Origin of the sequence: Pseudomonas sp. PvP025 (assembly GCF_017832155.1) — a bacterium.
Lineage (GTDB): Bacteria > Pseudomonadota > Gammaproteobacteria > Pseudomonadales > Pseudomonadaceae > Aquipseudomonas.
In genome coordinates this window covers 2270913-2296541 of sequence record NZ_JAFIBJ010000001.1, presented here as the reverse complement: position 1 = coordinate 2296541, position 25629 = coordinate 2270913, and the positions used below count along the sequence as shown (strand labels likewise).

26 protein-coding genes are annotated in these 25629 nt (G+C 61.7%); 20 read left to right on the top strand and 6 right to left on the bottom strand.

What is annotated here, in order from left to right:
- From flhB to yegS, 16 genes are all read left to right on the top strand, one after another.
- Positions 1 to 1137, top strand: a complete 1137-nt coding sequence (gene flhB / locus JOE32_RS09475; protein ID WP_209983441.1) for a flagellar biosynthesis protein FlhB — start codon at positions 1 to 3, stop codon at positions 1135 to 1137.
- Between the two features lie 621 nt (positions 1138 to 1758).
- The gene (gene flhA / locus JOE32_RS09470; protein WP_209983439.1) at positions 1759 to 3888 is read left to right on the top strand and encodes a flagellar biosynthesis protein FlhA; all 2130 of its coding nucleotides are present in this window, start codon (positions 1759 to 1761) and stop codon (positions 3886 to 3888) included.
- An 11-nt stretch (positions 3889 to 3899) separates the two neighbouring features.
- The gene (flhF, locus tag JOE32_RS09465; protein ID WP_209983437.1) at positions 3900 to 5216 is read left to right on the top strand and encodes a flagellar biosynthesis protein FlhF; all 1317 of its coding nucleotides are present in this window, start codon (positions 3900 to 3902) and stop codon (positions 5214 to 5216) included.
- Between the two features lie 105 nt (positions 5217 to 5321).
- Positions 5322 to 6155 carry a flagellar synthesis regulator FleN gene (fleN, locus tag JOE32_RS09460; protein ID WP_003192912.1) on the top strand — a complete coding sequence of 278 codons (834 nt, stop codon included), beginning with the start codon at positions 5322 to 5324 and terminating at the stop codon, positions 6153 to 6155.
- A complete protein-coding gene (fliA, locus tag JOE32_RS09455) occupies positions 6152 to 6892 on the top strand; it encodes an RNA polymerase sigma factor FliA (RefSeq protein WP_057008163.1) in 741 nt (246 codons plus the stop codon). The genes fleN and fliA overlap by 4 nt, the downstream gene beginning before the upstream one ends.
- 167 nt (positions 6893 to 7059) lie before the next feature.
- On the top strand, positions 7060 to 7434 hold the full coding sequence (locus JOE32_RS09450) for a chemotaxis response regulator CheY (RefSeq protein WP_015885173.1): 375 nt from the start codon (positions 7060 to 7062) through the stop codon (positions 7432 to 7434).
- 18 nt (positions 7435 to 7452) lie between these two features.
- The gene (locus JOE32_RS09445; protein ID WP_209983435.1) at positions 7453 to 8241 is read left to right on the top strand and encodes a protein phosphatase CheZ; all 789 of its coding nucleotides are present in this window, start codon (positions 7453 to 7455) and stop codon (positions 8239 to 8241) included.
- An 11-nt stretch (positions 8242 to 8252) separates the two neighbouring features.
- A complete protein-coding gene (locus JOE32_RS09440) occupies positions 8253 to 10490 on the top strand; it encodes a chemotaxis protein CheA (RefSeq protein WP_209983434.1) in 2238 nt (745 codons plus the stop codon).
- 49 nt (positions 10491 to 10539) lie between these two features.
- Positions 10540 to 11673 (top strand): chemotaxis response regulator protein-glutamate methylesterase, encoded by a 1134-nt coding sequence (locus JOE32_RS09435; RefSeq protein ID WP_209983431.1) that lies wholly within the window; start codon positions 10540 to 10542, stop codon positions 11671 to 11673.
- Positions 11673 to 12413 (top strand): flagellar motor protein, encoded by a 741-nt coding sequence (locus tag JOE32_RS09430; RefSeq protein ID WP_003236851.1) that lies wholly within the window; start codon positions 11673 to 11675, stop codon positions 12411 to 12413. Before JOE32_RS09435 ends, JOE32_RS09430 begins: the two co-directional genes overlap by 1 nt.
- Positions 12414 to 12428: 15 nt before the next feature.
- Positions 12429 to 13316, top strand: coding sequence for a flagellar motor protein MotD (gene motD / locus JOE32_RS09425; RefSeq protein WP_209983429.1), 888 nt, complete (start codon positions 12429 to 12431; stop codon positions 13314 to 13316).
- A gap of 51 nt (positions 13317 to 13367) precedes the next feature.
- The gene (locus tag JOE32_RS09420; protein ID WP_003236847.1) at positions 13368 to 14156 is read left to right on the top strand and encodes a ParA family protein; all 789 of its coding nucleotides are present in this window, start codon (positions 13368 to 13370) and stop codon (positions 14154 to 14156) included.
- Complete coding sequence (locus JOE32_RS09415) at positions 14156 to 14944, top strand: CheW domain-containing protein (RefSeq protein WP_209983427.1); 789 nt, start codon at positions 14156 to 14158, stop codon at positions 14942 to 14944. Before JOE32_RS09420 ends, JOE32_RS09415 begins: the two co-directional genes overlap by 1 nt.
- A 79-nt stretch (positions 14945 to 15023) precedes the next feature.
- The gene (locus tag JOE32_RS09410; protein ID WP_003236843.1) at positions 15024 to 15506 is read left to right on the top strand and encodes a chemotaxis protein CheW; all 483 of its coding nucleotides are present in this window, start codon (positions 15024 to 15026) and stop codon (positions 15504 to 15506) included.
- Complete coding sequence (locus JOE32_RS09405) at positions 15507 to 15899, top strand: DUF2802 domain-containing protein (RefSeq protein ID WP_209983424.1); 393 nt, start codon at positions 15507 to 15509, stop codon at positions 15897 to 15899.
- A 634-nt stretch (positions 15900 to 16533) separates the two neighbouring features.
- Positions 16534 to 17454, top strand: a complete 921-nt coding sequence (gene yegS / locus JOE32_RS09400) for a lipid kinase YegS (protein WP_209983422.1) — start codon at positions 16534 to 16536, stop codon at positions 17452 to 17454.
- Here the strand turns inward: yegS and JOE32_RS09395 are convergent.
- The 3 genes from JOE32_RS09395 to JOE32_RS09385 all read right to left on the bottom strand — a co-directional run bounded on the left by JOE32_RS09395 (position 17413) and on the right by JOE32_RS09385 (position 19677).
- The gene (locus JOE32_RS09395) at positions 17413 to 18072 is read right to left on the bottom strand and encodes a response regulator transcription factor (protein ID WP_209983420.1); all 660 of its coding nucleotides are present in this window, start codon (positions 18070 to 18072) and stop codon (positions 17413 to 17415) included. The genes yegS and JOE32_RS09395 overlap by 42 nt on opposite strands.
- Entirely contained in the window at positions 18069 to 18962 is an 894-nt protein-coding gene (locus tag JOE32_RS09390; RefSeq protein ID WP_209990434.1) for a sensor histidine kinase, read from the bottom strand. Before JOE32_RS09390 ends, JOE32_RS09395 begins: the two co-directional genes overlap by 4 nt.
- A 265-nt stretch (positions 18963 to 19227) precedes the next feature.
- A complete protein-coding gene (locus JOE32_RS09385) occupies positions 19228 to 19677 on the bottom strand; it encodes a hypothetical protein (RefSeq protein WP_209983418.1) in 450 nt (149 codons plus the stop codon).
- 539 nt (positions 19678 to 20216) lie between these two features.
- Here JOE32_RS09385 and JOE32_RS09380 point away from each other — a divergent pair.
- Both JOE32_RS09380 and JOE32_RS09375 read left to right on the top strand, forming a co-directional pair.
- Positions 20217 to 21152 (top strand): chemotaxis protein CheV, encoded by a 936-nt coding sequence (locus tag JOE32_RS09380; protein WP_209983416.1) that lies wholly within the window; start codon positions 20217 to 20219, stop codon positions 21150 to 21152.
- A 39-nt stretch (positions 21153 to 21191) separates the two neighbouring features.
- Positions 21192 to 21998 carry an MOSC domain-containing protein gene (locus tag JOE32_RS09375; RefSeq protein ID WP_209983412.1) on the top strand — a complete coding sequence of 269 codons (807 nt, stop codon included), beginning with the start codon at positions 21192 to 21194 and terminating at the stop codon, positions 21996 to 21998.
- Positions 21999 to 22045: 47 nt separating this feature from the next.
- Here JOE32_RS09375 and JOE32_RS09370 read toward each other — a convergent pair whose 3' ends face one another.
- Complete coding sequence (locus tag JOE32_RS09370) at positions 22046 to 22330, bottom strand: pyrimidine/purine nucleoside phosphorylase (protein WP_209983410.1); 285 nt, start codon at positions 22328 to 22330, stop codon at positions 22046 to 22048.
- A 63-nt stretch (positions 22331 to 22393) separates the two neighbouring features.
- A complete protein-coding gene (locus JOE32_RS09365) occupies positions 22394 to 22936 on the bottom strand; it encodes an exonuclease domain-containing protein (protein ID WP_209983409.1) in 543 nt (180 codons plus the stop codon).
- Between the two features lie 232 nt (positions 22937 to 23168).
- Here JOE32_RS09365 and JOE32_RS09360 point away from each other — a divergent pair, with 232 nt between their 5' ends.
- The gene (locus JOE32_RS09360; RefSeq protein ID WP_209983407.1) at positions 23169 to 23957 is read left to right on the top strand and encodes a transporter substrate-binding domain-containing protein; all 789 of its coding nucleotides are present in this window, start codon (positions 23169 to 23171) and stop codon (positions 23955 to 23957) included.
- 64 nt (positions 23958 to 24021) lie between these two features.
- Here JOE32_RS09360 and JOE32_RS09355 read toward each other — a convergent pair whose 3' ends face one another.
- Entirely contained in the window at positions 24022 to 24573 is a 552-nt protein-coding gene (locus tag JOE32_RS09355; RefSeq protein ID WP_209983405.1) for an RNA polymerase factor sigma-70, read from the bottom strand.
- Between the two features lie 300 nt (positions 24574 to 24873).
- On the opposite strand from JOE32_RS09355, the gene JOE32_RS09350 reads away from it, so the two are divergent.
- Entirely contained in the window at positions 24874 to 25626 is a 753-nt protein-coding gene (locus JOE32_RS09350) for a thioesterase domain-containing protein (protein WP_209983403.1), read from the top strand.
- The last annotated feature ends 3 nt before the right edge of the window (positions 25627 to 25629 follow it).

Genomic DNA, 25629 nt, shown 5'->3' with positions numbered 1-25629 from the left:
ATGGCCGAGAGCGAGAGTGGTCAGGACAAGACAGAAGACCCCACGGAGAAACGCAAAAAGGACTCCCGGGAAAAGGGCGAGATCGCCCGTTCCAAGGAGCTCAACACCGTCGCGACCATGATGGCCGGTTCTGGCGCCCTGTTGATCTATGGCGGCGGCCTGGCCCTGGATTTGCTGGAGTTGATGAAATACAACTTCAGCCTGCCGCGCGAGGTGCTGCTCAATCCCGATGCGATGGGCCAGTACCTGATGCACTCGGGCAAGATCGCGCTGTTGGCAGTGCAGCCGATCCTGATCACGTTGATGCTGGCCGCGCTGATTGGCCCGGTGGCCCTGGGCGGCTGGCTGTTCGCCGCCAGCAGCATGGCGCCCAAGTTCAGCCGCATGAACCCGGGGGCAGGGCTCAAGCGCATGTTTTCCGCCAAGGCGCTGGTGGAACTGCTCAAGGCCCTGGCCAAATTCATCCTGATTCTGTTCGTGGCGCTGGCGGTGTTGTCGTCCGATATCGACGACCTGCTGCGCATCGCCCACGAGCCGCTGGAGTCGGCGATCATTCACAGCTTGCAGTTGGTGGGCTGGAGCGCGCTGTGGATGTCCGCCGGGCTGATCATCATTGCGGCGGTGGACGCGCCCATTCAGCTGTGGGAGAGCCACAAGAAACTGCTGATGACCAAGCAGGAAGTGCGCGACGAACACAAGGACCAGGAAGGGCGGCCGGAGGTCAAGCAGCGCATCCGCCAGCTGCAGCGTGAAATGTCCCAGCGCAAGATGATGGCCTCGGTGCCCGACGCCGACGTGATCATCACCAACCCGACCCACTACGCCGTAGCGCTCAAATACGACCCGGAGAAAGGCGGCGCGCCAATGCTGCTGGCCAAGGGCAGCGACTTTACTGCGCTGAAAATCCGTGAAATTGCCGTGGCCAACGACATCCTGCTGCTGGAGTCGGCGGCGCTGGCGCGCTCGATCTTCTACTCCACCGACCTGGACCAGGAAATTCCCGCCGGCCTGTACCTGGCTGTGGCGCAGGTTCTGGCCTATGTCTACCAGATCCGCCAATACCGCGCGGGCAAGGGCAAACGGCCGGACCCGCTCAAGGACTTGCCGATTCCGCCGGAGCTGCGGCGCGATTCCTGAGGCTGCGTGGCTCCCACTGTGTCGCATTTTTACATCGCTACCACTCGTTATTGGGTTGCGTCTACCTGTCAACTTTGACAGTAGCCAGCAGCGCCTTTGCGCGGTTCCATTGCAGTAGAAGCCGTACACAGGTTGTGAGCTATATACAGGGAGACCGGTGTTGAAGGTGTATAGAGGTACTGTCAAATCCTACGATCCGGTCAGGGCCGAGTGGGTGATTCCGGCGTTTCATTGGTTCGGTGACGTATTCGTAAACAAGAGTGATTGGGGCGGGATTGAGTTTTCGATTGGCCAGCAAATTGAATTCCAAATGATCCATCGACCCAAAGGTCTGTACGCGCTGCCGCCGATCGGATCAGCCACACCAAAACCTTGATGACGCAAGGCGCCAGCGGCGCACATCCAGTCTTTACACAAACCAGAATGTGGGAGGGGGCTTGCTCCCGATAGCGATGGATCAGTCACTCCAGCGGTGGACTGACCCACGACTATCGGAAGCAAGCCCCCTTCCGTATTTTTGATCCTGTTGCCAAAAGCAAAGTTGGACAGCTTCTTGCAATACCGCCTGCAAGTCGCCTCCTGGCGTCAAAAGTTTGCTTTACGTTACGAGGAATACCGGTGGTGGATCGCTCTCAAATGTTCGGCACGGCCCGTACGACCCTGACTGACCTTTCGCGGGGCAATCTGGGTGTGCCGTTGTTGTTGCTGGTGATGCTGGCAATGATGATGTTGCCGATGCCGCCGTTTCTGCTCGACGTGTTCTTCACCTTCAACATCGCGTTGTCCGTGGTCGTGTTGCTGGTGTGCGTATACGCGCTGCGGCCGCTGGATTTTGCCGTGTTCCCCACTATCCTGCTGGTGGCGACCCTGCTGCGGCTGGCGCTGAACGTTGCGTCCACCCGTGTGGTGATGCTGCACGGCCAGGACGGCCATGCCGCCGCCGGCAAGGTGATCCAGGCATTCGGTGAGGTGGTGATCGGCGGTAACTACGTGGTCGGTATCGTGGTATTCGCGATCCTGATGATCATCAACTTCGTGGTCGTGACCAAAGGTGCCGGGCGTATTTCCGAGGTGAGCGCGCGCTTTACCCTCGACGCCATGCCCGGCAAACAGATGGCAATCGACGCCGACCTCAACGCCGGCCTCATCGACCAGAACCAGGCCAAGTCCCGCCGCCTGGAAGTGGCCCAGGAAGCCGAGTTCTACGGTTCCATGGACGGTGCGAGCAAATTTGTGCGTGGCGACGCCATCGCCGGCCTGCTGATTCTGTTCATCAACCTCATCGGCGGCATGGCCGTGGGTATCTTCCAGCACGGCATGACCTTCGGCGATGCCGGCAAGGTGTACGCCTTGCTGACCATCGGTGACGGTTTAGTGGCGCAATTGCCATCACTGTTGTTATCCACAGCAGCAGCCATCATGGTGACTCGTGCTTCGGGCTCCGAAGACATGGGCAAGCAGATCAGCCGGCAGATGTTTGCCTCGCCCAAGGCCCTGGCCGTGGCGGCGGGCATCATGGCGATCATGGGGATCGTGCCGGGCATGCCCCACGTGTCGTTCCTGACCATGGCGGCCCTGGCGGGTGGCGGTGCCTACCTGTTCTGGAAAAAACAGAACGCGGTCAAGGTGCAGGCCCTGCAAGAGGTGGCGCGCCAGCAGGAATTGCTGCCATCCCCGGCCCGCGCCCAGGAAACCAAGGAGCTGGGCTGGGATGACGTGACCCCGATCGACATGATCGGTCTGGAAGTCGGCTACCGCCTGATTCCTCTGGTGGACCGCAACCAGGGTGGCCAGTTGCTTGCGCGGATCAAGGGTGTGCGCAAGAAGTTGTCCCAGGACCTGGGCTTCCTGATGCCTACCGTGCACATCCGTGACAACCTCGACCTGGCCCCCAGCGCCTACCGCCTGACCCTGATGGGCGTGATTCTCGCCGAAGCCGAGATTTACCCGGACCGTGAGCTGGCGATCAACCCGGGCCAGGTGTTCGGCAGCCTCAACGGCATCACCGCCAAAGATCCGGCTTTTGGCCTGGACGCGGTGTGGATCGAAGTCAGCCAGCGCAGCCAGGCGCAATCGCTCGGTTACACCGTGGTGGACGCCAGCACCGTAGTTGCTACCCACCTCAACCAGATCCTCTACAAACACTCCCACGAGCTGATCGGCCACGAGGAAGTCCAGCAATTGATGGGGTTGCTGGCCAAGGCCTCGCCAAAACTCGCCGAAGAGCTGGTGCCGGGCGTGCTCTCGTTGTCGCAGCTGCTCAAGGTGCTGCAAGCGCTGCTGGCCGAACAGGTACCGGTACGCGACATTCGCAGCATTGCCGAGGCTATCGCCAACAACGCTGCCAAGAGTCAAGATACCGCCGCGCTGGTGGCTTCGGTGCGCGTCGGATTGTCCCGCGCAATCGTGCAAAGCATTGTAGGGCTTGACTCCGAGCTGCCTGTTATCACCCTGGAGCCAAGGTTGGAACAGATTTTGCTCAATAGTATTCAGAAGGCAGGATTAGGCCAGGAAGAGGGCGTTCTGCTGGAGCCAAGCATGGCTGAAAAACTGCAGCGTTCGTTGATCGACGCCGCACAGCGCCAGGAAATGCAGGGCCAACCGGTGATTCTGCTGGTGGCAGGCCCGGTCCGAGCGATGTTGTCGCGGTTTGGACGCCTGGCAGTACCGAATTTGCACGTGTTGGCTTACCAGGAAATTCCTGACAATAAGCAAGTGACTATCGTCGCGACAGTAGGGCCCAACGGCTGAGGTAGTGGGTTATGCAAGTGAAGCGTTTTTTCGCCGCCGATATGCGTCAGGCCATGAAACTGGTGCGTGATGAGCTGGGCGCCGATGCTGCCATTATCGGCAACCGCCGCATCGCCGGCGGTGTGGAGCTGACGGCTGCCCTGGATTACACCCCCCAGGCCCTGGCGCCACGCGTGCCGAACATGGAACTCGAAGACGAGCTGCGCAAAACCGCCTCGCGCATTGTGTCGGCCCAGGCCGAGCTGAGCATGCGCGGCGACAGCGACACCACCACCAATCGCCAGCTGTTCGCCGGCCTGCCGCTGACCGCTGCCGAGCCGCTGGTGGAGCCGACTTTCGTTGAGCCGCCGCGTCCTGCCGCACCGGCCCCGGCTGCCGCCGTCGACCAGCGCGTCTTCGATTCGATGCGCTTTGAACTCAACGGCCTGCGCGAACTGCTCGAAGTACAACTGGGCTCGCTGGCCTGGAACCAGTTGCAAGGCAGCAAGCCGCAACAGGCCAACCTGTGGCGTCGCCTGCAACGCATCGGCCTGTCCGGCCCGCTGTCGCGCGACCTGCTGGCGCTGACCGGCAACATCGAGGAGCCCCGTCAGGCCTGGCGCATGCTGTTGGCGCACCTGGCGCGGATGATCGCCACCCCGGAAATCGAACCCCTCGAAGAGGGCGGTGTGATCGCCATGGTCGGCCCTGCCGGCATGGGCAAAACCACCACCCTGGCCAAGCTGGCCGCCCGTTACGTGCTCAAGTACGGCGCCAACAACATCGCGCTGGTGAGCATGGACAGCTACCGTATCGGCGCCCAGGAACAGCTCAAGACCCTCGGCCGCATTCTCAATGTGCCGGTGACCCACGTCGACCCGGGCCAGTCCCTGGCCAACGCCCTCGACCCGCTGCTGCGCAAGCGCGTGGTGCTGATCGACACCGCCGGCCTGCAAGCCAGCGACCCGGCGTTGCGCATGCAGCTGGAAAGCCTGGCCGGCCGTGGGATCAAGTCGAAAAATTACCTGGTGCTTGCAACCACCAGCCAGAAACAGGTTCTTACCGCTGCGTATCACAGTTACAAGCGCTGCGGTCTGGCCGGCTGCATCCTCACCAAGCTCGACGAAACCGCGAGCCTGGGCGAAGTGCTGAGCCTGGCAATCAGTCATGAATTACCGGTCGCCTACCTGACCGACGGCCCGCGAATCCCGGATGATCTGCATCTGCCGCGTCGTCATCAGTTGGTCAGCCGTGCCGTGAGTGTGCAAATGCAAGACGAGCCTAGCGAGGAAGCGATGGCTGATATGTTCGCCGACCTTTACCACAACCCGGCAAAACGGGTCGGTTGAGGCAGGATGAACACCGTGAAATGTACCTACATCGATGGTCTGCAAGCGATTCAAGCGGCCAAGCCATGTAGCCTGCGTCTAAGCAAGACAAGGTAAAGAAATAAAATGGGCAGCATGCATCCCGTACAGGTGATCGCGGTGACCGGCGGCAAAGGTGGCGTCGGGAAAACTAACGTGTCAGTGAATTTGTCCCTGGCCCTGGCAGAGCTTGGCCGTCGCGTCATGCTGCTGGACGCTGACCTGGGCCTGGCGAACGTGGACGTTCTGCTGGGGCTGACCCCCAAACATACCCTTGCCGATGTGATCGAAGGGCGCTGTGAGCTGCGCGATGTGCTGCTGCAGGGGCCCGGCGGGATCCGCATCGTGCCGGCTGCCTCCGGCACCCAGAGCATGGTGCACCTGAGCCCGGCGCAGCATGCCGGCCTGATCCAGGCGTTCAGCGATATCGGCGACAACCTCGACGTATTGGTGATCGACACCGCCGCCGGCATCGGCGAGTCCGTGGTCAGCTTTGTGCGCGCCGCGCAGGAAGTGCTGCTGGTGGTGTGCGACGAGCCCACTTCGATCACCGACGCCTACGCCCTGATCAAACTGCTTAACCGTGACTACGGCATGAACCGCTTCCGCGTGCTGGCCAACATGGCCCAGAGCCCGCAGGAAGGGCGCAACCTGTTCGCCAAGCTGACCAAGGTCACGGATCGTTTTCTCGATGTCGCCCTGCAATACGTTGGCGCAGTTCCCTACGACGAATGCGTGCGCAAGGCTGTGCAAAAACAGCGTGCGGTCTACGAAGCATTCCCGCGTTCCAAGTGTGCGCTGGCATTCAAGGCGATTGCCCAGAAGGTCGATACCTGGCCGCTGCCCGCCAACCCGCGTGGGCATCTGGAGTTCTTCGTCGAGCGATTGGTGCATCAGACAAGCGCGGGTCCTGTGCTATGACATCCAGCGGCTACAACCTCTATAAAAAATCGGCACGCGACAGCCAGGGCGAATTGATCGAGCGCTATGCGCCGCTGGTCAAGCGCATTGCCTATCACCTGCTGGCACGCCTTCCGGCCAGTGTGCAGGTCGAAGACCTGATCCAGGCCGGCATGATCGGCCTGCTCGAAGTGTCGACCAAGTACGACGCGAGCAAGGGCGCCAGTTTCGAGACGTATGCGGGTATTCGCATACGTGGCGCGATGCTCGATGAAGTGCGTAAAGGGGATTGGGCGCCGCGTTCGGTGCACCGCAATACGCGGATGGTCAGTGACGCAATTCGCTCAATTGAAGCAAAAACCGGTCGCGACGCTAAAGATCACGAAGTTGCGGCCGAACTCCAATTGAGTCTCGATGATTATTACGGGATTTTGAACGATACCTTGGGCAGCCGCCTGTTCAGTTTCGACGACCTGTTGCAGGACGGCGAACACGAAGGGCTGCACGAGGACGGCGCGAGTGCGCATATGGAACCGTCACGCGACCTGGAAGATGAACGTTTCCAGGGCGCACTGGCGGAAGCCATTGCCAACTTGCCGGAGCGTGAGCGCCTGGTCCTGGCGCTGTACTACGACGAAGAGCTGAACCTCAAGGAAATCGGTGAGGTCCTGGGGGTCAGCGAATCGCGTGTCAGCCAGTTGCATAGCCAGTGCGCAGCCCGTTTGCGGGGGCGTTTGGGAGAGTGGCGCGCGCGCTGACAGGCAGTGTGGGGACACTGCAGACGATACCGCGAGGGTCACGACCTTCGCGGGGTCGACCCGTGGTGGACCCGGCAGTCCTTTTTGTGTAACGCCTGTTGATTGAAATGGCGCGTCCAGGTGCTGGGCGCGTTTAAGACTGCTTGGAGGTCGAATTGGACAAGAACATGAAAATCCTCATCGTTGATGACTTCTCAACGATGCGGCGGATCATAAAAAACCTGTTGCGTGACCTTGGGTTCACAAACACGGTCGAGGCGGACGACGGCATTACGGCGATTCCGATCCTCAACAGCGGCAGCATCGACTTTCTGGTAACCGACTGGAACATGCCGGGCATGACTGGCATCGACTTGTTGCGCCATGTGCGCGCCGACGAAAAGCTGCGCAGCCTGCCTGTACTGATGGTGACCGCCGAAGCCAAGCGTGAACAGATTATCGAAGCCGCCCAGGCCGGGGTAAACGGTTACGTGGTCAAGCCATTCACTGCATTGGCGCTAAAAGAGAAGATCGAAAAAATCTTCGAACGCATCCACGGCTAATGCCATCGCGGGGGAGCTATGGAGCATAAAGAAACAACATTGGGCGATTTTGAGTCGACCCTGAAAAAACATGCTCACCAGTTGGTCGACAGCCTTGAAAAAGGTCATTTCGGCGACGCGGTGCAGTTGATCCATGAGCTTAACCAGACCCGTGACCGCGGCCTGTACCAGGAAGTGGGCAAGCTCACGCGCGAGCTGCACAGTGCGATCGTCAATTTTCAGATTGACCCGCACATGCCCCAGGCCGAAGAAATTTCGCAGATCACCGATGCCACCGAACGCCTGTCCTATGTGGTCAAGCTGACCGAGGCGGCGGCCAACCGCACCATGGACCTGGTGGAAAACGCCACGCCTCTGGTCAATGGCATGGCCACCGAGGCTCAAGCGCTTAGCCACGACTGGGGCCGCTTCATGCGTCGCGAAGTCGGTGCTGAAGAGTTTCGTGAACTGGCCCGTCGGGTCGACGGTTTTCTGTCGCGCAGCGAACAGGAAAACCGCACGGTGGCGAGCAACCTCAACGATATTTTGCTGGCCCAGGATTACCAGGACCTCACCGGTCAAGTGATCAAGCGTGTGACCCAACTGGTCACCGAAGTGGAAAGCAACCTGCTCAAACTGGTGCTCATGGCCGGGCAGGTCGATCGTTTTGCCGGCATCGAACATGACCGCGCGGCGATCCTCTCGGAAAAAGATCCACAAAAACATCTCGCCAAGGGTGAAGGTCCGCAGATTCATGCCGATAAACGTGAAGACGTTGTGTCAGGTCAGGATGATGTCGATGACCTGTTATCCAGTTTAGGCTTCTAAGGAGCACCCACATGAGCTTCGGCGCCGATGAAGAAATCCTTCAGGATTTCCTTGTAGAGGCCGGCGAAATTTTAGAGCAACTGTCCGAACAACTGGTCGAGCTGGAAAGCCGACCGGATGATGCGAACCTGCTCAATGCAATTTTTCGCGGTTTTCACACTGTAAAAGGGGGCGCCGGCTTCCTCCAGCTCCATGAGCTGGTTGAGTGCTGCCACATCGCCGAGAACGTGTTCGACATCCTGCGCAAGGGTGAACGGCAGGTCGACTCGGAGTTGATGGACGTGATTCTCGAAGCACTGGATGCGGTCAACGGCATGTTCAGCGAAGTGCGTGAACGTGCCCCGATCACCGCCGCCACTCCGGAACTGCTGGCCGCCCTGGCGCGCCTGGCAGAGCCGGCTGCCGAGGCGCCGGCCGTACCAGCTGCACCTGCGCCGGTGGCCGAGCCTGAGCCCGAGGCGGATGTCACCGACAGCGAGTTCGAACAGTTGCTCGATTCGCTCAACGCCGTGAAGGCCGAGGCCGAAGCACCGCAGACGCCACAGCCAGCGGTTGCTGCACCTGCCGCGCCAACCAGCGAAGACATCACCGACGCCGAGTTCGAATCGCTGCTCGACCAGTTGCATGGCAAGGGTCAGTTCGCTGCCGACGCCGTGGCACCGGTCGCCGCGCCGCCCGCAGCCGCAGCGAGCGCCAGCACCGATATCACCGATGACGAATTCGAAGCCTTGCTCGATCAACTGCACGGCAAGGGCACCTTTGCTGTCGATGCCTTGCCGGAAGTCGCCGCGACGGCGCCTGCCGCCGCGCCAGCCGCTCCGGCAGCCAGCGCAGCACCGGCCGGCGACGGGTTGATCAGCGATCACGAATTCGAGGCGTTGCTCGACGAATTGCACGGCAAGGGCAAGTTCACCGAAGTGGCCCCGGCCGCAGCGGCGACTGCTGCGCCTGTGGCCGCCAAATCTGCACCTGCACCTGCACCGGCAGCCGCTCCAGCCGCCAAGCCCGCACCGGCACCTGCCGCAGCACCTGCACGCGCCCCGGCTGCCGCCGTGGCCGAAAAGCCGGTCACCACCGAAGCCGAGACCACCGTACGGGTAGACACCGCGCGCCTGGACGACATCATGAACATGGTGGGCGAACTGGTGCTGGTGCGTAACCGCCTGGTGCGCCTGGGCTTGAGCAGTGGCGACGAAGCCATGCAAAAGGCCGTGTCGAACCTCGACGTGGTCACCGCCGACCTGCAGACCGCGGTGATGAAAACGCGCATGCAGCCGATCAAGAAAGTCTTTGGCCGCTTCCCGCGTCTGGTTCGCGACCTGGCACGCCAGCTCAAGAAAGAAATCAACCTGGAACTGGTGGGCGAGGAAACCGACCTCGACAAGAACCTCGTCGAGGCCCTGGCCGACCCGTTGGTCCACTTGGTGCGCAACGCCGTCGACCACGGCGTGGAAACCCCTGAAGAACGTGAAGCGGCGGGCAAGTCGCGCAACGGCAAGGTGATTCTGGCGGCCGAGCAGGAGGGCGATCATATCCTGCTGTCGATCACCGACGACGGCAAAGGGATGGACCCGGCAATCCTGCGCAATATCGCAGTCAAGCGTGGCGTGATGGACAAGGACGCCGCCGACCGCCTCACCGACACCGAGTGCTACAACCTGATCTTCGCTCCGGGCTTCTCGACCAAGACCGAGATTTCCGACGTGTCGGGCCGTGGCGTCGGCATGGACGTGGTAAAGACCAAGATCAGCCAGCTCAACGGCTCGATCAACATCTACTCGACCAAGGGCCAGGGCTCCAAGATCGTCATCAAGGTGCCGCTGACCCTGGCGATCATGCCGACCCTGATGGTGATGCTGGGCAACCAGGCGTTCGCCTTCCCGCTGGTCAACGTCAACGAGATCTTCCACCTCGACCTGTCGCGCACCAACGTGGTCGACGGCCAGGAAGTGGTGATCGTGCGCGACAAGGCACTGCCGCTGTTCTACCTCAAGCGCTGGCTGGTGGCGTCGGCCAAGCATGAAGAACAACGTGAAGGCCACGTGGTGATCCTGTCCGTGGGCACCCAGCGCATCGGCTTTGTGGTCGATCAGTTGGTGGGCCAGGAAGAGGTGGTGATCAAACCATTGGGCAAAATGCTGCAGGGGACCCCGGGCATGTCGGGCGCGACCATCACCGGTGACGGTCGGATCGCGCTGATTCTCGATGTTCCGAGCATGCTCAAGCGTTACGCCGCACGGCGTATTTGATTTTGGTGGGGCTCAGGCGGTAACGCCCGCCCCACCTAACGGAGTGTTTATGGTAGTCAAGGTCCTGGTGGTGGACGATTCGGGTTTCTTCCGCCGCCGCGTCTCGGAAATTCTTTCCGCCGATCCAAGCATCCAGGTGGTCGGCACGGCCACCAACGGCAAAGAGGCGATTGACCAGGCAATTGCGTTGAAGCCGGACGTGATCACCATGGACTACGAGATGCCGATGATGGACGGCATCACGGCCGTGCGCCATATCATGCAACGCTGCCCCACCGCGGTATTGATGTTCTCCTCGCTGACCCACGAAGGCGCCCGAGTGACCCTCGACGCGCTGGACGCCGGCGCGGTGGATTTTTTGCCGAAGAATTTCGAAGACATCTCGCGCAACCCCGAGAAGGTCAAACAGATGCTGTGCGAAAAGGTGCACAGCATTGCGCGCAGTAACCGTCGCAGCCTGTCCAGCGCACCTGCGCCGACACCGGCGGCCGCACCAGTTGCCCCAGCAGGTTCCTCGTTCAACCGCCCGGCACCTGCGCCGACGGCCCGGCCTGCATCCGCCGCACCGGCCCGTAACCCTGCGCCCGCCGCGCATGCGCATTCACCGGCGCCCAAGCGCAAGGCCTACAAGCTGGTCGCCATCGGCACCTCCACCGGCGGCCCGGTGGCCCTGCAACGGGTGTTGACCCAACTGCCGGCCAACTTCCCGGCGCCCATCGTGCTCATCCAGCACATGCCCGCTGCGTTCACCAAGGCATTCGCCGAGCGCCTGGACAAGCTGTGCCGCATCAGCGTCAAGGAAGCCGAGGATGGCGACATCCTGCGTCCTGGCCTGGCGCTGCTGGCCCCGGGTGGCAAGCAGATGATGGTGGACGGGCGTGGCGCGATCAAAATCCTGCCGGGCGATGAGCGCCTCAACTACAAACCGTGCGTGGACATCACCTTCGGCTCCGCCGCCAAATCCTACGGTGACAAGGTTCTGGCGGTGGTGCTCACCGGCATGGGCGCCGACGGCCGTGAAGGCGCACGCCTGCTCAAGCAGGGCGGCAGCGCCATCTGGGCCCAGGACGAAGCCAGCTGCGTGATCTATGGCATGCCCATGGCCATCGTCAAAGCCGACCTCGCCGACGCCGTCTACAGCCTCGACGACATTGGCCGGCATCTGGTGGAGGCCTGTCTCTGATGGATGTGTTGAGCCTGATCGGCATCACCCTGGCCTTTGTCGCAATCATTGGCGGCAACTACCTGGAGGGCGGCCACCTTGGCGCCCTGGCCAACGGCCCGGCGGCGTTGATCGTGATCGGCGGCACCGTGGGCGCGGCTTTGCTGCAGGCGCCCTTGAGTTCGTTCAAGCGCGCCATGCAGATTCTGGTGTGGATCATTTTTCCGCCGCGTGTGGACCTGGCCGGCGGCGTCGACCGCGTGGTCAACTGGAGCCTCACTGCGCGCAAGGAAGGCTTGCTGGGTCTGGAAGGCGTGGCCGATGCCGAGCCCGACAGCTACGCACGCAAAGGTCTGCAACTGCTGGTTGACGGCGCCGAGCCGGAGGCGATCCGCAGCATCCTGGAAGTGGATTTCTACACCCAGGAAAGCCGCGATATCAACGCCGCCAAAGTTTTTGAAAGCATGGGCGGCTACGCGCCGACCATCGGCATCATCGGTGCGGTGATGGGCCTGATCCATGTGATGGGCAACCTCGCCGATCCGTCGCAACTGGGCAGCGGGATTGCCGTGGCGTTCGTCGCCACCATTTATGGTGTGGCCAGTGCCAACCTGGTGCTGCTGCCGGTGGCGAGCAAACTCAAGTCGATTGCCCTGCGCCAGTCCCGTTATCGCGAAATGTTGCTCGAAGGCATCCTGTCGATTGCCGAGGGCGAGAACCCGCGTTCCATCGAATTGAAGCTTCAGGGCTTCATGGATTGATGGGGGGAGTTGCCAGTGAGCCGTCGTCGCCGCGAGCCTGAAGAACACGTCAATCATGAACGCTGGCTGGTGTCCTACGCGGACTTCATCACCTTGCTGTTCGCGTTTTTCGTGGTGATGTATTCGATCTCGTCAGTCAACGAAGGCAAGTACAAAATCCTTTCCCAGGCGCTGGTGGGCGTGTTCAACGACACGGATCGTGCGCTCAAGCCAATTCCCATTGGCGACGAGCGGCCCAAGACCGTGACCCCGGCCAAGCCGCTGGTCAACGACAGCGACGAGACCGCTGCGGGCATAGGCGGTACCAGCGACCCGTTGAAAAGCATCGCGGATGACATCAGCGCAGCGTTCGGCGACCTGATCAGCTCCAACCAGATGACCGTGCGCGGCAATGAACTGTGGGTGGAGATCGAACTCAACTCCAGCCTGTTGTTCGCCAGTGCCGATGCCATACCCAGCGATCAGGCGTTCAACATCATCGACAAGGTGGCGGCGATCCTCAAGCCGTTTGACAACCCGATTCATGTGGAAGGCTTCACCGACAACCTGCCGATCAACACCGCGCAGTACCCGACCAACTGGGAGCTGTCGTCGGCACGCGCGGCGAGCATCGTGCGCATGCTCGCCATGCAGGGTGTGAACCCCGGACGCCTGGCATCGGTGGGTTATGGCGAGTTCCAGCCGGTGGCCAACAATGCCACGGTGCAGGGCCGCGCGCGCAACCGCCGTGTGGTGCTGGTGGTATCACGCAACCTGGATGTACGCCGCAGCCTCACGGGCACCGGCACTGCAAATGCAACACCGGATGCCGCGTTGAAGCGCGCTGGCACACAAACTGCACCGCCAGCGGTTAAGCCGCCGGTTCGACAGGGCTCCGTCAATTCCCCGTCGCCGGCTCACTAATTTTATGCACTGTCTCGGTCGCGCCATTGCCTGCCGGGAGGAACCAACCGAATGAGAGTCTGGGCAGTTGCCAATCAAAAAGGTGGAGTCGGCAAGACCACCACCTCCATCGCGTTAGCCGGCTTGCTGGCCGAGGCGGGCAAGCGTGTGGTCGTGGTCGATCTGGACCCTCACGGCTCGATGACCAGCTATTTCGGCTACGACCCGGATGCGCTGGAACACAGCTGCTACGACCTGTTCCTGCACAAGGGCAGCGTGCCGGCCGACTTGCCGGGGCAATTGCTGCTGCCCACCAGTAACGAGAGCATTTCCCTGCTGCCGTCCAGTACCGCGCTGGCCACCCTTGAGCGACAGTCTCCGGGGCAGAGCGGCCTGGGCCTGGTGATCGCCAAGACCCTGGCGCAGCTGTGGCAGGAATTCGACTACGCGATCATCGACAGCCCGCCGTTGCTCGGTGTGCTGATGGTCAACGCCCTGGCGGCCAGTCAGCAGCTGGTGATTCCGGTGCAGACCGAACACCTGGCCGTCAAAGGCCTGGAGCGCATGGTGAGCACCCTGGCGATGATCAATCGCTCGCGCAAACAACCGTTGCCCTACAGCATCGTGCCGACCCTGTTCGACCGGCGTACCCAGGCATCGCTCGGCACCTTGCGCGTGTTGCGCGACGGCTACCCGGATGCGATCTGGAACGGCTACATCCCGGTGGACACGCGCCTGCGTGACGCCAGCCGCGCGGGGCTCACGCCGTCGCAGTTCGACGGCAAGAGCCGTGGCGTGCTGGCCTACCGTGCGTTGCTCAAGCACCTGTTGTCGCAGCAACTTGTGGCGCAGGTGGCATGATGAACCGACCTGTCGACTTCAAGCTCAAGACCCGGCCGCAGTTGGCACTCGAGTCCTATCTGGATGCCTTGCTGCAGGAAGCGACCGCCGAAGAATTGCCGGAGCCGATCCTGGTGCTCGAACCGGCCCCTGCGGTGCAAGCTCCGTTGGACGAGTTCCAGTTGGCGGTGCTGGAAGAACAGGCGCGCGACGCGCAGGTGGTGGTGCCGATTGTTCCGCTGCCGGTGGTGGCTGCGCCGGCGGTGGTCGAGCCCGTGGTCGAAGTGCACCTGCCGCCGAGCATCACACCGCCGACGGTGCGTGGCGACGAGCGCCCGGCCTGGGCCGCGGAGCCGTTCGAATGCCTGCTGTTCGACGTCGCCGGCCTGACGCTGGCGGTGCCGCTGGTATGCCTGGGCTCGATCTATTCGCTCGAAGGCCAGGAGTTGACGCCGCTGTTCGGGCAACCGGAGTGGTTCCTCGGTATCCTGCCGAGCCAGGCTGGCAACCTCAAGGTGCTCGACACCGCGCGCTGGGTGATGCCCGATCGCTACCGCGACGACTTCCGCCAGGGCTTGCAATACGTGATCTCGGTGCAGGGCTACGAGTGGGGGCTGGCGGTGCATCAAGTCAGCCGCTCGTTGCGCCTGGACCCGAACGAAATCAAATGGCGCAGCCACCGTGGCCAACGGCCGTGGCTGGCGGGCACCGTGATCGAACACATGTGCGCGTTGCTTGACGTCGCCGAACTGGCCGAGTTGATCGCCAGCGGTGCGGTCAAGACGATGGCGCAGAATAAACGCAGTTGATTGAACAATAAGGGCTGCGCGCAAGTGCGGTCACGCAAGTACACACGCCGTGTCTACGGTATTTGAAGGGGTCAGAGAAATGAACAAGTCAGCGTCCGCACAAGGTTTGGATGATCCGATCCTGCAATGGGTTACCTTCAAACTGGACAACGAGTCCTACGGCATCAACGTGATGCGCGTGCAGGAAGTCCTGCGCTACACCGAGATCGCGCCGGTCCCGGGTGCGCCCAGCTACGTGCTGGGTATCATCAACCTGCGCGGCAACGTGGTGACGGTGATCGACACCCGCCAGCGTTTCGGCCTGGTGCCGACCGAGGTCAACGACAACACGCGTATCGTCATCATTGAAGCCGACAAGCAAGTGGTCGGGATCATGGTCGACAGCGTGGCCGAAGTGGTCTACCTGCGCCAATCGGAAGTGGAAACCGCGCCGAACGTGGGTAACGAAGAATCCGCCAAGTTCATCCAGGGCGTGTGCAACAAGAACGGCGAACTGCTGATTCTGGTTGAACTGGACAAGATGATGAGCGAGGAAGAGTGGTCGGATCTGGAGAACATCTGATTGTTCTTTGAAGCCTTGGTGATTGTCCTGGCCCTGCTGTGGGCCGGGACGGTGGCGTTCGTGCTGCGTTATATGCGCCAGCAACGGGAGCTGGCCCTGCAACAGGCCGAGCGGGATGCGCTGCGCGAGCGGCGCATTCTCGACCTGGTCCGGCGGGTGGATCACTACCAGCAGAGTGCGGTGAGGGTGGGGGATGAGGTGCATGAACTGCGCGCGATCCTGGCGCCGATCCCGGACAAGCTGGAGCAGCTTGAGCAGCGCGACCCGGCGAATCTGTCGTTTGCCCAGGCGGCGAGGTTGGTCGGCATGGGGGCGACGGTGGATGAGCTGACGCAGTCGTGCGGGTTGACCCAGGCTGAGGCGCAGTTGATGAGCAAGTTGCACAAGAGCTAGCTTTGGGGTTGGAGTGCCTGGCTTTTGTGGGAGGGGGCTTGCTCCCGATGGCGGCTTTTTGTGTACATATCCGTTGCTGCGGTGATGGCGGCTATTGGTTGCGCCCTTACGGCGGGTCACTTTTTGAAGAGCGCAAAAAGTAACCAAAAACGCTTTGCCCCACCACTCGGCACCTCGCTCAAGCCTGCGTGCGTCCAGCGTGGTTGACGGGGCGCCTGAGATCAAGATCAAAAGCCAAAGCAAAGCAGAGCAAAAGCAGGTGATATCCATCAGACCAATGGAGATCCAACTGTGGGAGGGGGCTTGCTCCCGATAGCAGTGTGTCAGCTACACATAAGTTGACTGACCCACCGCCATCGGGAGCAAGCCCCCTGCCACATTATGTACAGCGTTCGGGCACACCGATCCTGGGCGAGGTGCCGAGTGGTGGGGCAGGAGCCCTTTGCTTGCTTTGGGGCTTTTTCTATAGCGCGGATCCGCCAGCAGCCGTTACCTGAATAACGGATAGGTCCCCAATCTGTCTGTCTCACCCAAACTCGCCATCATCAAAAAATCGCGCCAACCCCGGTAAACCAATCCCCCTCGGCAAAGGTCACATCCCTCATGCACCTTCAACTCCCGGAGTAACCCACCAATGACCACCCCCAAAGCGCTGTTGATTCTCCACGGCAAGCAAGCCCTCAACGAGGACGTGCGCAGCGCCGTGAAAGCCAGGCGCGAGCTGGGCTGGGAACTGGCGGTTCGGGTGACGTGGGAGGGCGGCGATGCACGGCGCCTGGTCGATGAAGCGCTGGCTGGCGGCTACACCCACATCATCGCCGGCGGTGGCGACGGTACCTTGCGCGATGTGGCCGAAGCCATGGCTCAGTCCAAGGCGCAGGCCAGCCTGGTGCTGATGCCCCTCGGCACCGCCAATGACTTCGCCAAGGCCGCGGGTGTGCCCCAGGAGCCGGCCCAGGCCCTGGCGCTGCTGGATACGCCGCCCAGGGCGATTGACCTCGGTCAGGTGGGCGGGCAGATCTTCCTCAACATGGCCACCGGCGGCTTCGGCAGCCAGGTCACCGCCAACACCTCAGAAGACCTGAAAAAAGTCCTCGGTGGTGCCGCCTACCTGTTCACCGGCCTCACGCGCTTCAGCGAGTTGAAGGCTGCCTATGCCGAGCTGGACGGGCCGGATTTCCACTGGCAGGGCGAGCTGCTGGCGCTGGGGATCGGTAACGGTCGGCAGGCGGGCGGTGGGCATGAGCTGTGCCCCGAGGCGATGGCCGATGACGGCCTGCTCGACGTCAGCATCCTCCCGGCGCCCCAGGAAGTGGTTGGCACACTGCGCGAGCTGATGAACAACGGCTGGGGCCTGGACGCGATGTTTGTGCGGGCGCGGCTGCCATGGGTGCAGATCAGGCAGGCGAGAGAGCTTTACATCAACCTCGACGGTGAGCCGCTCAGCGGCGATGACCTGCGCTTCGAGGCGTTGCCCAAGGCCCTGCGCGTGCACCTGCCGAAGGATTCTCCGCTAGTCGTCCAGGCTGATAATCTGCTCGCGCACGGCGAATAACACCAACCCCGCCACGTCGAAGATCTGCAGCCGCTTCATGATCTGCGAGCGGTGCGCTTCGATGGTCTTGATACTCAGGCCCAGGCCATGGGCAATTTCGCGGGTGGACTTGCCGCGCACGATCAGGCGCAGGATTTCCAGCTGCCGCGCGGTGAGCGTGTGGCTCGGCACGGCAGCCGAAGCTGCGCCCTGGCTGCGCACCAGCGCCTGGTTGATCACGGTGTGGGCGATGGCCGGGCTCAGGTAGCGCTCGTTGTTGCACAGCGCGCGCAGGGCGTGTTCCAGCTCGGTGGCGGTGGTGTCCTTGAGCAGGTAGCCATGGGCGCCGGACTCCAGCGCACACATGATCATCTCCGGGTCGGTGTGCATCGACAGAATCAACACCTTGCTCCTGGGATACTCACCCTTGAGCTGCTGCAGGGCATCGAGGCCACCGGTGTGTTTCATCGACAGGTCCAGCAGCACGATGTCCGGTTGCAGGGCGCCGAACCGCTCCAGCAACTGTGCGCCATCGCTGGCTTCGCCGATCACCGCGTAGCCGGGAATATCCGTGATCAGCGCACGCACGCCGGCCCTGATCAGCGCGTGGTCATCCACCAGGAGTACGTTGCAGGTCACTCGATAACCTTCGGGCGACTGGCGCGTTCGAGGGCGCGTGGCGCCCAGGGGAACAGCGCGTCGATGCGGGTGCCTTTGCCTGGCTGGCTGCTCACCGCCAGTGTGCCTCCCAGTTGGTCGATCCGCTCACACATGCCGGCCATGCCGCGTTGTCCTTCAAGAGCAGGGTTGCTGGCGGGGGAGAAGCCCTGGCCGTCGTCGCTGATCACCAGCGACAGGCCTTCGGGCAGGCGTTGCAGGCGTACCAGCAGATTGTGCGCCTGGGCATGGCGCAGCATGTTGGTGACCGCTTCCTGGGTAATGCGAAAGGCCGCCACGGCCATTTCTTCCGGGATGCCGGTTAGCCGTTGCTGGCATTCCAGGCTCCAGTGCACCGGGGTGTTTGCCAGGGTCTTGAGCAGATGCGCCCGCAGGCTGGCTTCCAGGCCCAGGCTGGACAATTGGCGCGGGTTGAGAATCGCGGACACGTCGCGCACCTTGGCCAGGGTTTCATTCAGGGTGTTGCACAGCACCGTGCATTGACCCTGCAGCTCGTCCGGCAGGCGGCGCTGCAGCCATTCGCTTTGCAGCTTGGCGGCGGTGAGCAATTGGCCGATATCGTCGTGCAGTTCGCGGCTGAGGCGGTGGCGTTCGTTTTCCTGTACCTGCAGCAGGCGCTCGGCAAGTTCCTGAGGTTGGAACCTGATGGCCTTGCGTGATTTCCATTGCTGCAGGCCGACCACCAGCACTATCGCCAGGTTCAGCAGCAGCACCGCCAGCGGCAGTGGGAGGGAGCGGCTGTAGGCCCACACGCTCAGCGACAGCGAGCCAAGGCACAGCACGAGGACCATGCGGCGTGCATTGCTGCGCGAAACAGACCTGGCGATAAGTGACTTGAGGCTGGCGTACATAGCGAATGGAGCCAATGAAGTTGAGTCTTCGAGCGGCGCATAGTACCACCACTATTACCGTTGGTCGCCAAGCGCATGACGTCGCCTGGCCCGTTCAGGCCAATGGCCGGGGCGGCAGTTTCGACAGGCGGGAAAGGGCGTTGCGGTGTTCAGGTGCGTGTGTATCGTCAGGGCCATTCAAGGCCAATCGATCTCTTTTTCGCTGGCACGTAAAGTTCAAACGGCGACGGTTCGCGTCGTTAACGGATATAAGCCCGGCTGCAACTCAGGCGCTGTGGTGCAAACGTTGCTGCGGTTTATAACTGAAGTTCTTCTGCGGAATCTGCAGGGAGGCGGTTGCGATCAGCGTAGTTTGTTCAGTTTCGTCCAATTGCAGTCGGCCAGTGCGAGCATCTATCAGTTCGAGTTGCCAGGCCAGTAATGTCAGGCAATCGTGCAGGGCCGCCAAGGCCTGATCATGCAGTTGCAACGGGTTTTCGGCATTGGCGATCAGGTGCTGAATGTGCCGCGAAAACTCGCTAATCCCCTGCAGGGCCAGGCTGTCGGCTTTTTCTGCGAGCGTGCTGAGACTGCTTTCCATGCAGTCGATGGCGTCACTGTCGTTGCGAATCATGTGCAGGTGGCTCAAGCACTCTTCGGACTTGGCCAGCAGTTTTTCAGCCTCCTGCTGAAACAGGGAAAGTGCAACTTGCCATTCGTTAGCGTCGTTCATCATGCAAGTCTCCACAACGTAAGGTCGGGTGGTGAGATGCCGCACTGGGTGAATGGCTTAAAACTAACGCTGAAATATGACTGAGATCTGTAGGCAGCTTCCGATATTTTGGTAGGAAGTTTATTTAAAGACGCGCCGCAGACCTGCGTGCCGAATGCAGTCGAGTTCATTCGCAGCGCTTCGGTTGCCGTCGGGTTTACGTCTGAGAGGCCTTTGGGCCGAGGGCTGGCGATGGCGAGCAAAGGCCTGACTCCATTCATGCAATGAGAATGGCGTCACATTAATGGCTATTAGATATCGCGAATATCAGGTCACGCCTGATTGCGCCTAGGGGAACCCCTTACGCGACGGAACCTCGCGTGGTTTTGAGGGTCGCGCTGCGTCGTTGTCATGCCGTATGGAGGCACCGACGAAGTAAAGCATGATATCAGTGTGACATCAATGCGTTTAAATGGCATTTTACAGGGTCAAGGTCTGGCGCCCGCCGCCGATAACCAATCTTAAGCGAACAGCACAATCCCTCAGCGCACCAGGAGCTTTCAATGGCCGGCATTCTCGACTCGGTAGATCAACGCACGCAACTGGTGGGTGAGAACCGCCTGGAGATCCTCATGTTTCGCCTGGCCGGGCGGCAACTGTTCGCGATCAACGTGTTCAAGGTTCAGGAAGTGCTGCAACTGCCCAAGCTGACCCTGATGCCCCAGCGTCATCCGTTCGTGTGCGGCGTGGTCAACCTGCGTGGTCAGACGCTGCCGGTCATCGACCTGTCCCAGGCCATCGGCATGCGTCCGCTGGTTCCGGGTCCGAACAGCACCATCATCGTCACCGAGTACAACCGCTCGGTGCAGGCATTCCTGGTGGGTGGCGTCGACCGCATCGTCAACATGAACTGGGAAGCCATCCTGCCGCCGCCGACCAGCGCCGGGCGCCAGCACTACCTCACGGCCATCAGCAAGGTCGATGACCAGTTGGTGGAAATCATCGACGTGGAAAAAGTGCTGGCCGAAATCGTGCCTTACAACGCCAAGGTTTCCCGCGAAAAACTCGAAGACCCGGTGCTTGAGCGCGCCCGTGGCCGCGAAGTGCTGCTGGTGGACGACTCCAACGTCGCCCTGTCGCAACTGCGCGACACCCTGGGCCAGCTCGGCATGAAAATGCACATTGCCAGCGATGGTCTCAAGGCGCTGAACATGCTCAAGGGCTGGGCCGACAGCGGCCAGGTGATGACCGACAAACTGCTGATGATCTTCACCGACGCCGAAATGCCCGAGATGGACGGCTACCGCCTCACCACCGAGATCCGCAACGATCCGCGCCTGCGGGAGCTTTACGTGGTGCTGCACACCTCGCTGTCGGGCAGCTTCAACGACTCCATGGTGAAGAAGGTCGGCTGCGACAATTTCCTCTCCAAATTCCAGCCGGACAAGCTGGTGGATGTGGTGCGTCAACGCCTGATGCTGGACGAAGTGTCGGCTTGACCTTAGGGTGACGGCTTTGCCCCTCAGGAAAGCAGGCTCATGCTTCGTCTCAGCGCGTTGTACCGTTACCCCTTGAAGTCCGGCAGGGCGGACGCCTTGCAGCACATCGGCCTGGATAAACTCGGGCTGCAGGGGGATCGACGCTGGATGCTGGTGGACGAAGCCAGCGGGCGATTCCTCACGCAGCGGGCGGTGGCGAAAATGAGCCAGTTGTCGGCGCTGTACAATCCTGCCGGCGGCCTCACCCTGAGCTCGCCGGGCTACGCCACGCTGGACGTGGCGCTGCCCGACAGCGCGGCTGAACTGCGCGGCATCACTATCTGGCGCGACACCTTGCGCGTGCCGGATGCAGGCGACGCAGCCGCCCGCTGGGCCAGTGAATTCATCGGCAAGCCGACGCGCCTGGTGTACATGCCGCTGGAGCGTGCGCGCGCTACCGATGCCGGCTTCGGCAAGGACACCGATCAGGTGGGCTTTGCCGACGGCTACCCGCTGCTGTTGATCGGTCAGGCGTCCCTCGACGATTTATCCGCGCGCATCGGCCGCCCCATGCCAATGCTGCGTTTTCGTCCCAACCTGGTGATCGAGGGCGCCGAAGCCTTTGCCGAGGACGGCTGGAAACGCCTGCGCATCGGCGATATCGAATGTCGCGTGGTCAAGCCCTGCTCGCGCTGCATCCTCACTACCATCGACCCGCAGACCGGCGAGCGCAGCGCCGACCGCGAGCCTTTCGCAACGCTTGAAACCTATCGCAAGACCGAGAACGGCGCGATGTTCGGCCAGAATCTGGTCAACGATGGCGTCGGTGAGTTGGCGGTCGGGATGCCGGTGACAGTGCTGGAATAAAAAATGCCCGTCTCGCAGGAGACGGGCATTTTTTCAAGCCGTAACGCTTAGCCGCGGTATTCGCACAGGTAAGCGGTGTCGACGGCGACCTTGAGGTGGAACTTGCTGTTGGCCGGCACGTTGAAGCGGGTGCCGGCTGCGAAGGTTTCCCAGTCGCTGGCGTCCGGCAGCTTGACGCTCAGGGCGCCGGACACCACGTGCATGATTTCGCGCTGGGCGGTGCCGAATTCGTATTCACCCGGGGCCATGACGCCGATGGTCGCCGGACCTTCTGCGGTGCCGAAGGCGATCGACTTGACGGTGCCGTCGAAGTACTCGTTGACTTTGAACATGGGCGAATCCTCGCAAAAGGGTCTGGAAAGGTCGGCCAGTATGCCCAACGCCGCAGTAGCTGCCTAGACCGGCAAAATCAGCGGCAGCAGGCGCGCGGTGTTGCGTGCATCCTCCAGTGCCCGGTGCTGCTGGCCAAGGAACTGCATGCCGGCCAATTGCAGGGCGCCGTTGAGCCCCAGCGGTTTGTCCAGGCGCCGGGCCTTGGCGAAGCGCTGTTTGAGGTTCACATGCAGTGTCTGGGCGAGTGCGCTGACCAGGCCATGGCGCTGCCATTCGAGCTCCAGCTGCGCGCGATCATAGTCACCCCAGCTGGCCCAACCTTCCAGGCGCGATTGATGCTGGCCCAGCCAGCGTTCGAACAGCGGCCACACCTCGGTGATCGGCGCAGCAGCGTCGATATTCGCCTGGGTGATGTGGGTGAGCTGGCGGCAAAAGGGCGTCAGCAGTGGCCGGCGCAACGGCCGCACAAAACGCTGGAAATGATCCAGCTCGCGGCCCTGGCGGTTGACCAGGCTCGCGCCGATTTCGATGACTTCCATCTCCGTCACGGGCCAGCCGCCTTCATCCGTCGTGGCTTCAAGGTCAATAATCAGCCAATGAGGCATGGTGCAGGTTCCCGTACTGTTCCCGTCCTGATGGGGATAGAGCGTAGCCCGGGCCTGTAGTTCCGCGCTGCTTTTCGATTAAGGCCCGGACTGGGGTTTGCCCGGGCAAGCGCGGCGGGCGGTGCGCTACGCCGATGGAGACGCAAACTATTAATTTGCCAGTACAAAGTTGTCTCCGCGGACAAAAACGCCTAGCTTATCGCCATCAGAGAATCGAACGGTGTGTGCCTTGATGTTTTCGCCATGGCGGCTGGCTGCAGGACTGACTTTATGGGCACTGGGCACCGCAGGGTGGGCGCAGACCAATCCCGCGCAAGTGGTCAGGATCGGCGCCGCGCATTTCCCGCCCTACACCGTACGCCCCGAGCAGGGCGCCGACACCGGCCTGCTGCCGCAATTGATCGAAGCCCTGAATGCCACGCAGGCCGACTACCGCTTTGTGCTGGTGCCCACCTCGATCCCCCGGCGTTTTCGCGACCTTGAGCAAGGCCGGATCGACATGGCCATCTTCGAGAATCCCGACTGGGGCTGGCAGGAAATCCCCCATACCACCGTCGACATGGGCCTGGAAGATGCCGAGGTGTTCGTCGCCCAGCGACAGTCCGGGCGCGACCAGGACTATTTCGCCGACCTCAAGGGCAAGCGCCTGGCGGTGTTCAGTGGCTACCACTATGCCTTTGCCAACTTCAACCCTGACCCCAGGTTCATGGCCGAGCAGTTCAACGCGACGTTGACCTACTCCCACGACAGCAACCTGCTGATGGTCGCGCGCGGCAGGGCGGATATCGCGCTGGTGACGCGCTCCTACCTGAGTGATTTTCTGGTGCGCAATGCCGACATGGCCCGGCAATACCTGGTCTCCGAACGCGTTGACCAGGTGTATCACCACTATGCACTGCTGCGGCCGAACGCGCCGATCAGCGGGGAAGCGTTCGCCGAGTTGCTCAAGCGCCTGCGCGACAGCGGCCAGCTGTTGAAGATTTTCGAGCCGTATCGCATCGACGTGATGCCAGCGCACTGAAGCGAAAGACAAATCAAAATGTGGAAAGGGGCAAGCCCCCTTCCACATGAATGCGTGTCGTCTATCAGACCCGGCGCGCAAACGTATCGCTATGGCTGCCCGACACCTTGCGGCAATGCACCAGCGCGTCGCGGATCATGAAGTTCACCAGCGTCGGCGAAACCCCCAGTTCCTTGGCGATATCCTTTTGCGGCACGCCGTGCAGGCGGTACATCTCGAACGCGTAGCGGGTGCGCTGGGGCAGCTCCGTCAGGGCGTCGGCGATGTTTTCCAGGGTGTTGAAATTGATATGCGAGGTTTCCGGTGACGCGCCGTGAATCACCACATTCAGGCCTTCCTCTTCGGTTCCCGAATATTTGAGCTCCAGCGCCTGCTTGCGATAGTGATCGATGGCCAGGTTGCGCACGATCTGGAACAGGTAACTCAACTGGGCCTTGAACGATGACGTGATCGTCGGCGCCGATTGCAGTCGGAAGTAAGCGTCCTGCACCACGTCCTCGGCCCGGGAGCGGCACCCGGTGATACGCGCTGCGATCTTCACCAGAATCAGCCGATTGTCGACAAAGGCCTGGAGAAGCGGTGAGTCGCACCGGCCTGAGAATACTTGTTCCGTCATGGAAATCACCTGACTGCTGAATAGGTTAGGGGAGGGCTTCCTTGCTGAGGCCTCCTACACATCGGGCAACAAATTATGCTTAATGATAATGATTGTCAAATGAGAAGACGAACTAATCGTGGCCTTGCCTGTTTGCAGTGAGTCTCTCTCGCTCGCCGTCGACGACTAATTATTTGCCGGTGCCGTCCGTTCTTCTGGGTGACAGGCCTGTTGGAAAACGGCCATGGATCAGCACCCGCAGGAGGACGCAATGGGTTTGTACCGTGCACACAGCATGTCTCTGTCTGGAGTTCCGGCTCGATGAATATGCCAACCCGACTGCGGCTGTTTTGCCTGCCTTACTCAGGCGCCAGCGCCATGGTGTATGCGCGCTGGCGTCGATCCCTGCCGGACTGGCTGCAAGTGTGCCCGCTGGAATTGCCCGGCCGCGGCATGCGCATGGACGAGCCGTTGCAGCGCGACATCAAGGCTCTGGCCGCGCAGCTTGCAGAGGAAATCAGCCGCGACGTGAGCGGCCCATACGCCTTGTTTGGTCACAGCCTCGGCGGCCTGCTGGCCTTCGAACTGGCCCACGCCTTGCGCGCCCTCAACGTGCCCGCGCCGCTGGCGCTGTTTGCCTCCGGCACGGCCGGCCCTGCCACCAGAGATGTCAGCGAATACGCCGTCGAAAAGACCGACGAACAACTGATCGCCCGTCTGCGCGAACTGCAGGGCACCGCCGAAGAAGCCCTGGCCAACCCCGAATTGATGCAACTGATGCTGCCGATCCTGCGCGCCGACTTCCTGCTGTGCGGCAGTTTTGTCTACGGCCAGCGTGAGCCGCTGGGCCTGCCGATCCATGTGTTCGGCGGCAAACAGGACAGCGTGCGCGCCGACCAGTTGCTCGACTGGCAACTCGACGCCGCCAGCGGTTTTTCCCTGGACATGTTCGACGGTCACCACTTCTTTCTCATGCAGCACGAAAGCGCCGTGCTGCGCTGCCTGCGCCGCTACGCCGAAGACCACCTGGCCCGCTGGCGCAATGGTGCGGCGCGGCAGCTGGCCGCCGGCTGACAA

What these genes read in the sequence shown, in the direction of transcription:
- JOE32_RS09380 (WP_209983416.1), top strand. Translation starts at nt 20,217, where the DNA reads ATGGCCGGCATTCTCGACTCGGTAGATCAACGCACGCAACTGGTGGGT.
- JOE32_RS09355 (WP_209983405.1), bottom strand. Translation starts at nt 24,573, where the DNA reads ATGACGGAACAAGTATTCTCAGGCCGGTGCGACTCACCGCTTCTCCAG.
- JOE32_RS09350 (WP_209983403.1), top strand. Translation starts at nt 24,874, where the DNA reads ATGAATATGCCAACCCGACTGCGGCTGTTTTGCCTGCCTTACTCAGGC.
- JOE32_RS09430 (WP_003236851.1), top strand. Translation starts at nt 11,673, where the DNA reads ATGGATGTGTTGAGCCTGATCGGCATCACCCTGGCCTTTGTCGCAATC.
- JOE32_RS09370 (WP_209983410.1), bottom strand. Translation starts at nt 22,330, where the DNA reads ATGTTCAAAGTCAACGAGTACTTCGACGGCACCGTCAAGTCGATCGCC.
- JOE32_RS09440 (WP_209983434.1), top strand. Translation starts at nt 8,253, where the DNA reads ATGAGCTTCGGCGCCGATGAAGAAATCCTTCAGGATTTCCTTGTAGAG.
- JOE32_RS09360 (WP_209983407.1), top strand. Translation starts at nt 23,169, where the DNA reads ATGTTTTCGCCATGGCGGCTGGCTGCAGGACTGACTTTATGGGCACTG.
- flhB (WP_209983441.1), top strand. Translation starts at nt 1, where the DNA reads ATGGCCGAGAGCGAGAGTGGTCAGGACAAGACAGAAGACCCCACGGAG.
- JOE32_RS09445 (WP_209983435.1), top strand. Translation starts at nt 7,453, where the DNA reads ATGGAGCATAAAGAAACAACATTGGGCGATTTTGAGTCGACCCTGAAA.
- JOE32_RS09415 (WP_209983427.1), top strand. Translation starts at nt 14,156, where the DNA reads ATGAACCGACCTGTCGACTTCAAGCTCAAGACCCGGCCGCAGTTGGCA.
- JOE32_RS09450 (WP_015885173.1), top strand. Translation starts at nt 7,060, where the DNA reads ATGAAAATCCTCATCGTTGATGACTTCTCAACGATGCGGCGGATCATA.
- fleN (WP_003192912.1), top strand. Translation starts at nt 5,322, where the DNA reads ATGGGCAGCATGCATCCCGTACAGGTGATCGCGGTGACCGGCGGCAAA.
- yegS (WP_209983422.1), top strand. Translation starts at nt 16,534, where the DNA reads ATGACCACCCCCAAAGCGCTGTTGATTCTCCACGGCAAGCAAGCCCTC.
- JOE32_RS09435 (WP_209983431.1), top strand. Translation starts at nt 10,540, where the DNA reads ATGGTAGTCAAGGTCCTGGTGGTGGACGATTCGGGTTTCTTCCGCCGC.
- JOE32_RS09375 (WP_209983412.1), top strand. Translation starts at nt 21,192, where the DNA reads ATGCTTCGTCTCAGCGCGTTGTACCGTTACCCCTTGAAGTCCGGCAGG.
- JOE32_RS09420 (WP_003236847.1), top strand. Translation starts at nt 13,368, where the DNA reads ATGAGAGTCTGGGCAGTTGCCAATCAAAAAGGTGGAGTCGGCAAGACC.
- fliA (WP_057008163.1), top strand. Translation starts at nt 6,152, where the DNA reads ATGACATCCAGCGGCTACAACCTCTATAAAAAATCGGCACGCGACAGC.
- flhF (WP_209983437.1), top strand. Translation starts at nt 3,900, where the DNA reads ATGCAAGTGAAGCGTTTTTTCGCCGCCGATATGCGTCAGGCCATGAAA.
- JOE32_RS09385 (WP_209983418.1), bottom strand. Translation starts at nt 19,677, where the DNA reads ATGATGAACGACGCTAACGAATGGCAAGTTGCACTTTCCCTGTTTCAG.
- JOE32_RS09410 (WP_003236843.1), top strand. Translation starts at nt 15,024, where the DNA reads ATGAACAAGTCAGCGTCCGCACAAGGTTTGGATGATCCGATCCTGCAA.
- JOE32_RS09390 (WP_209990434.1), bottom strand. Translation starts at nt 18,962, where the DNA reads ATGTACGCCAGCCTCAAGTCACTTATCGCCAGGTCTGTTTCGCGCAGC.
- JOE32_RS09365 (WP_209983409.1), bottom strand. Translation starts at nt 22,936, where the DNA reads ATGCCTCATTGGCTGATTATTGACCTTGAAGCCACGACGGATGAAGGC.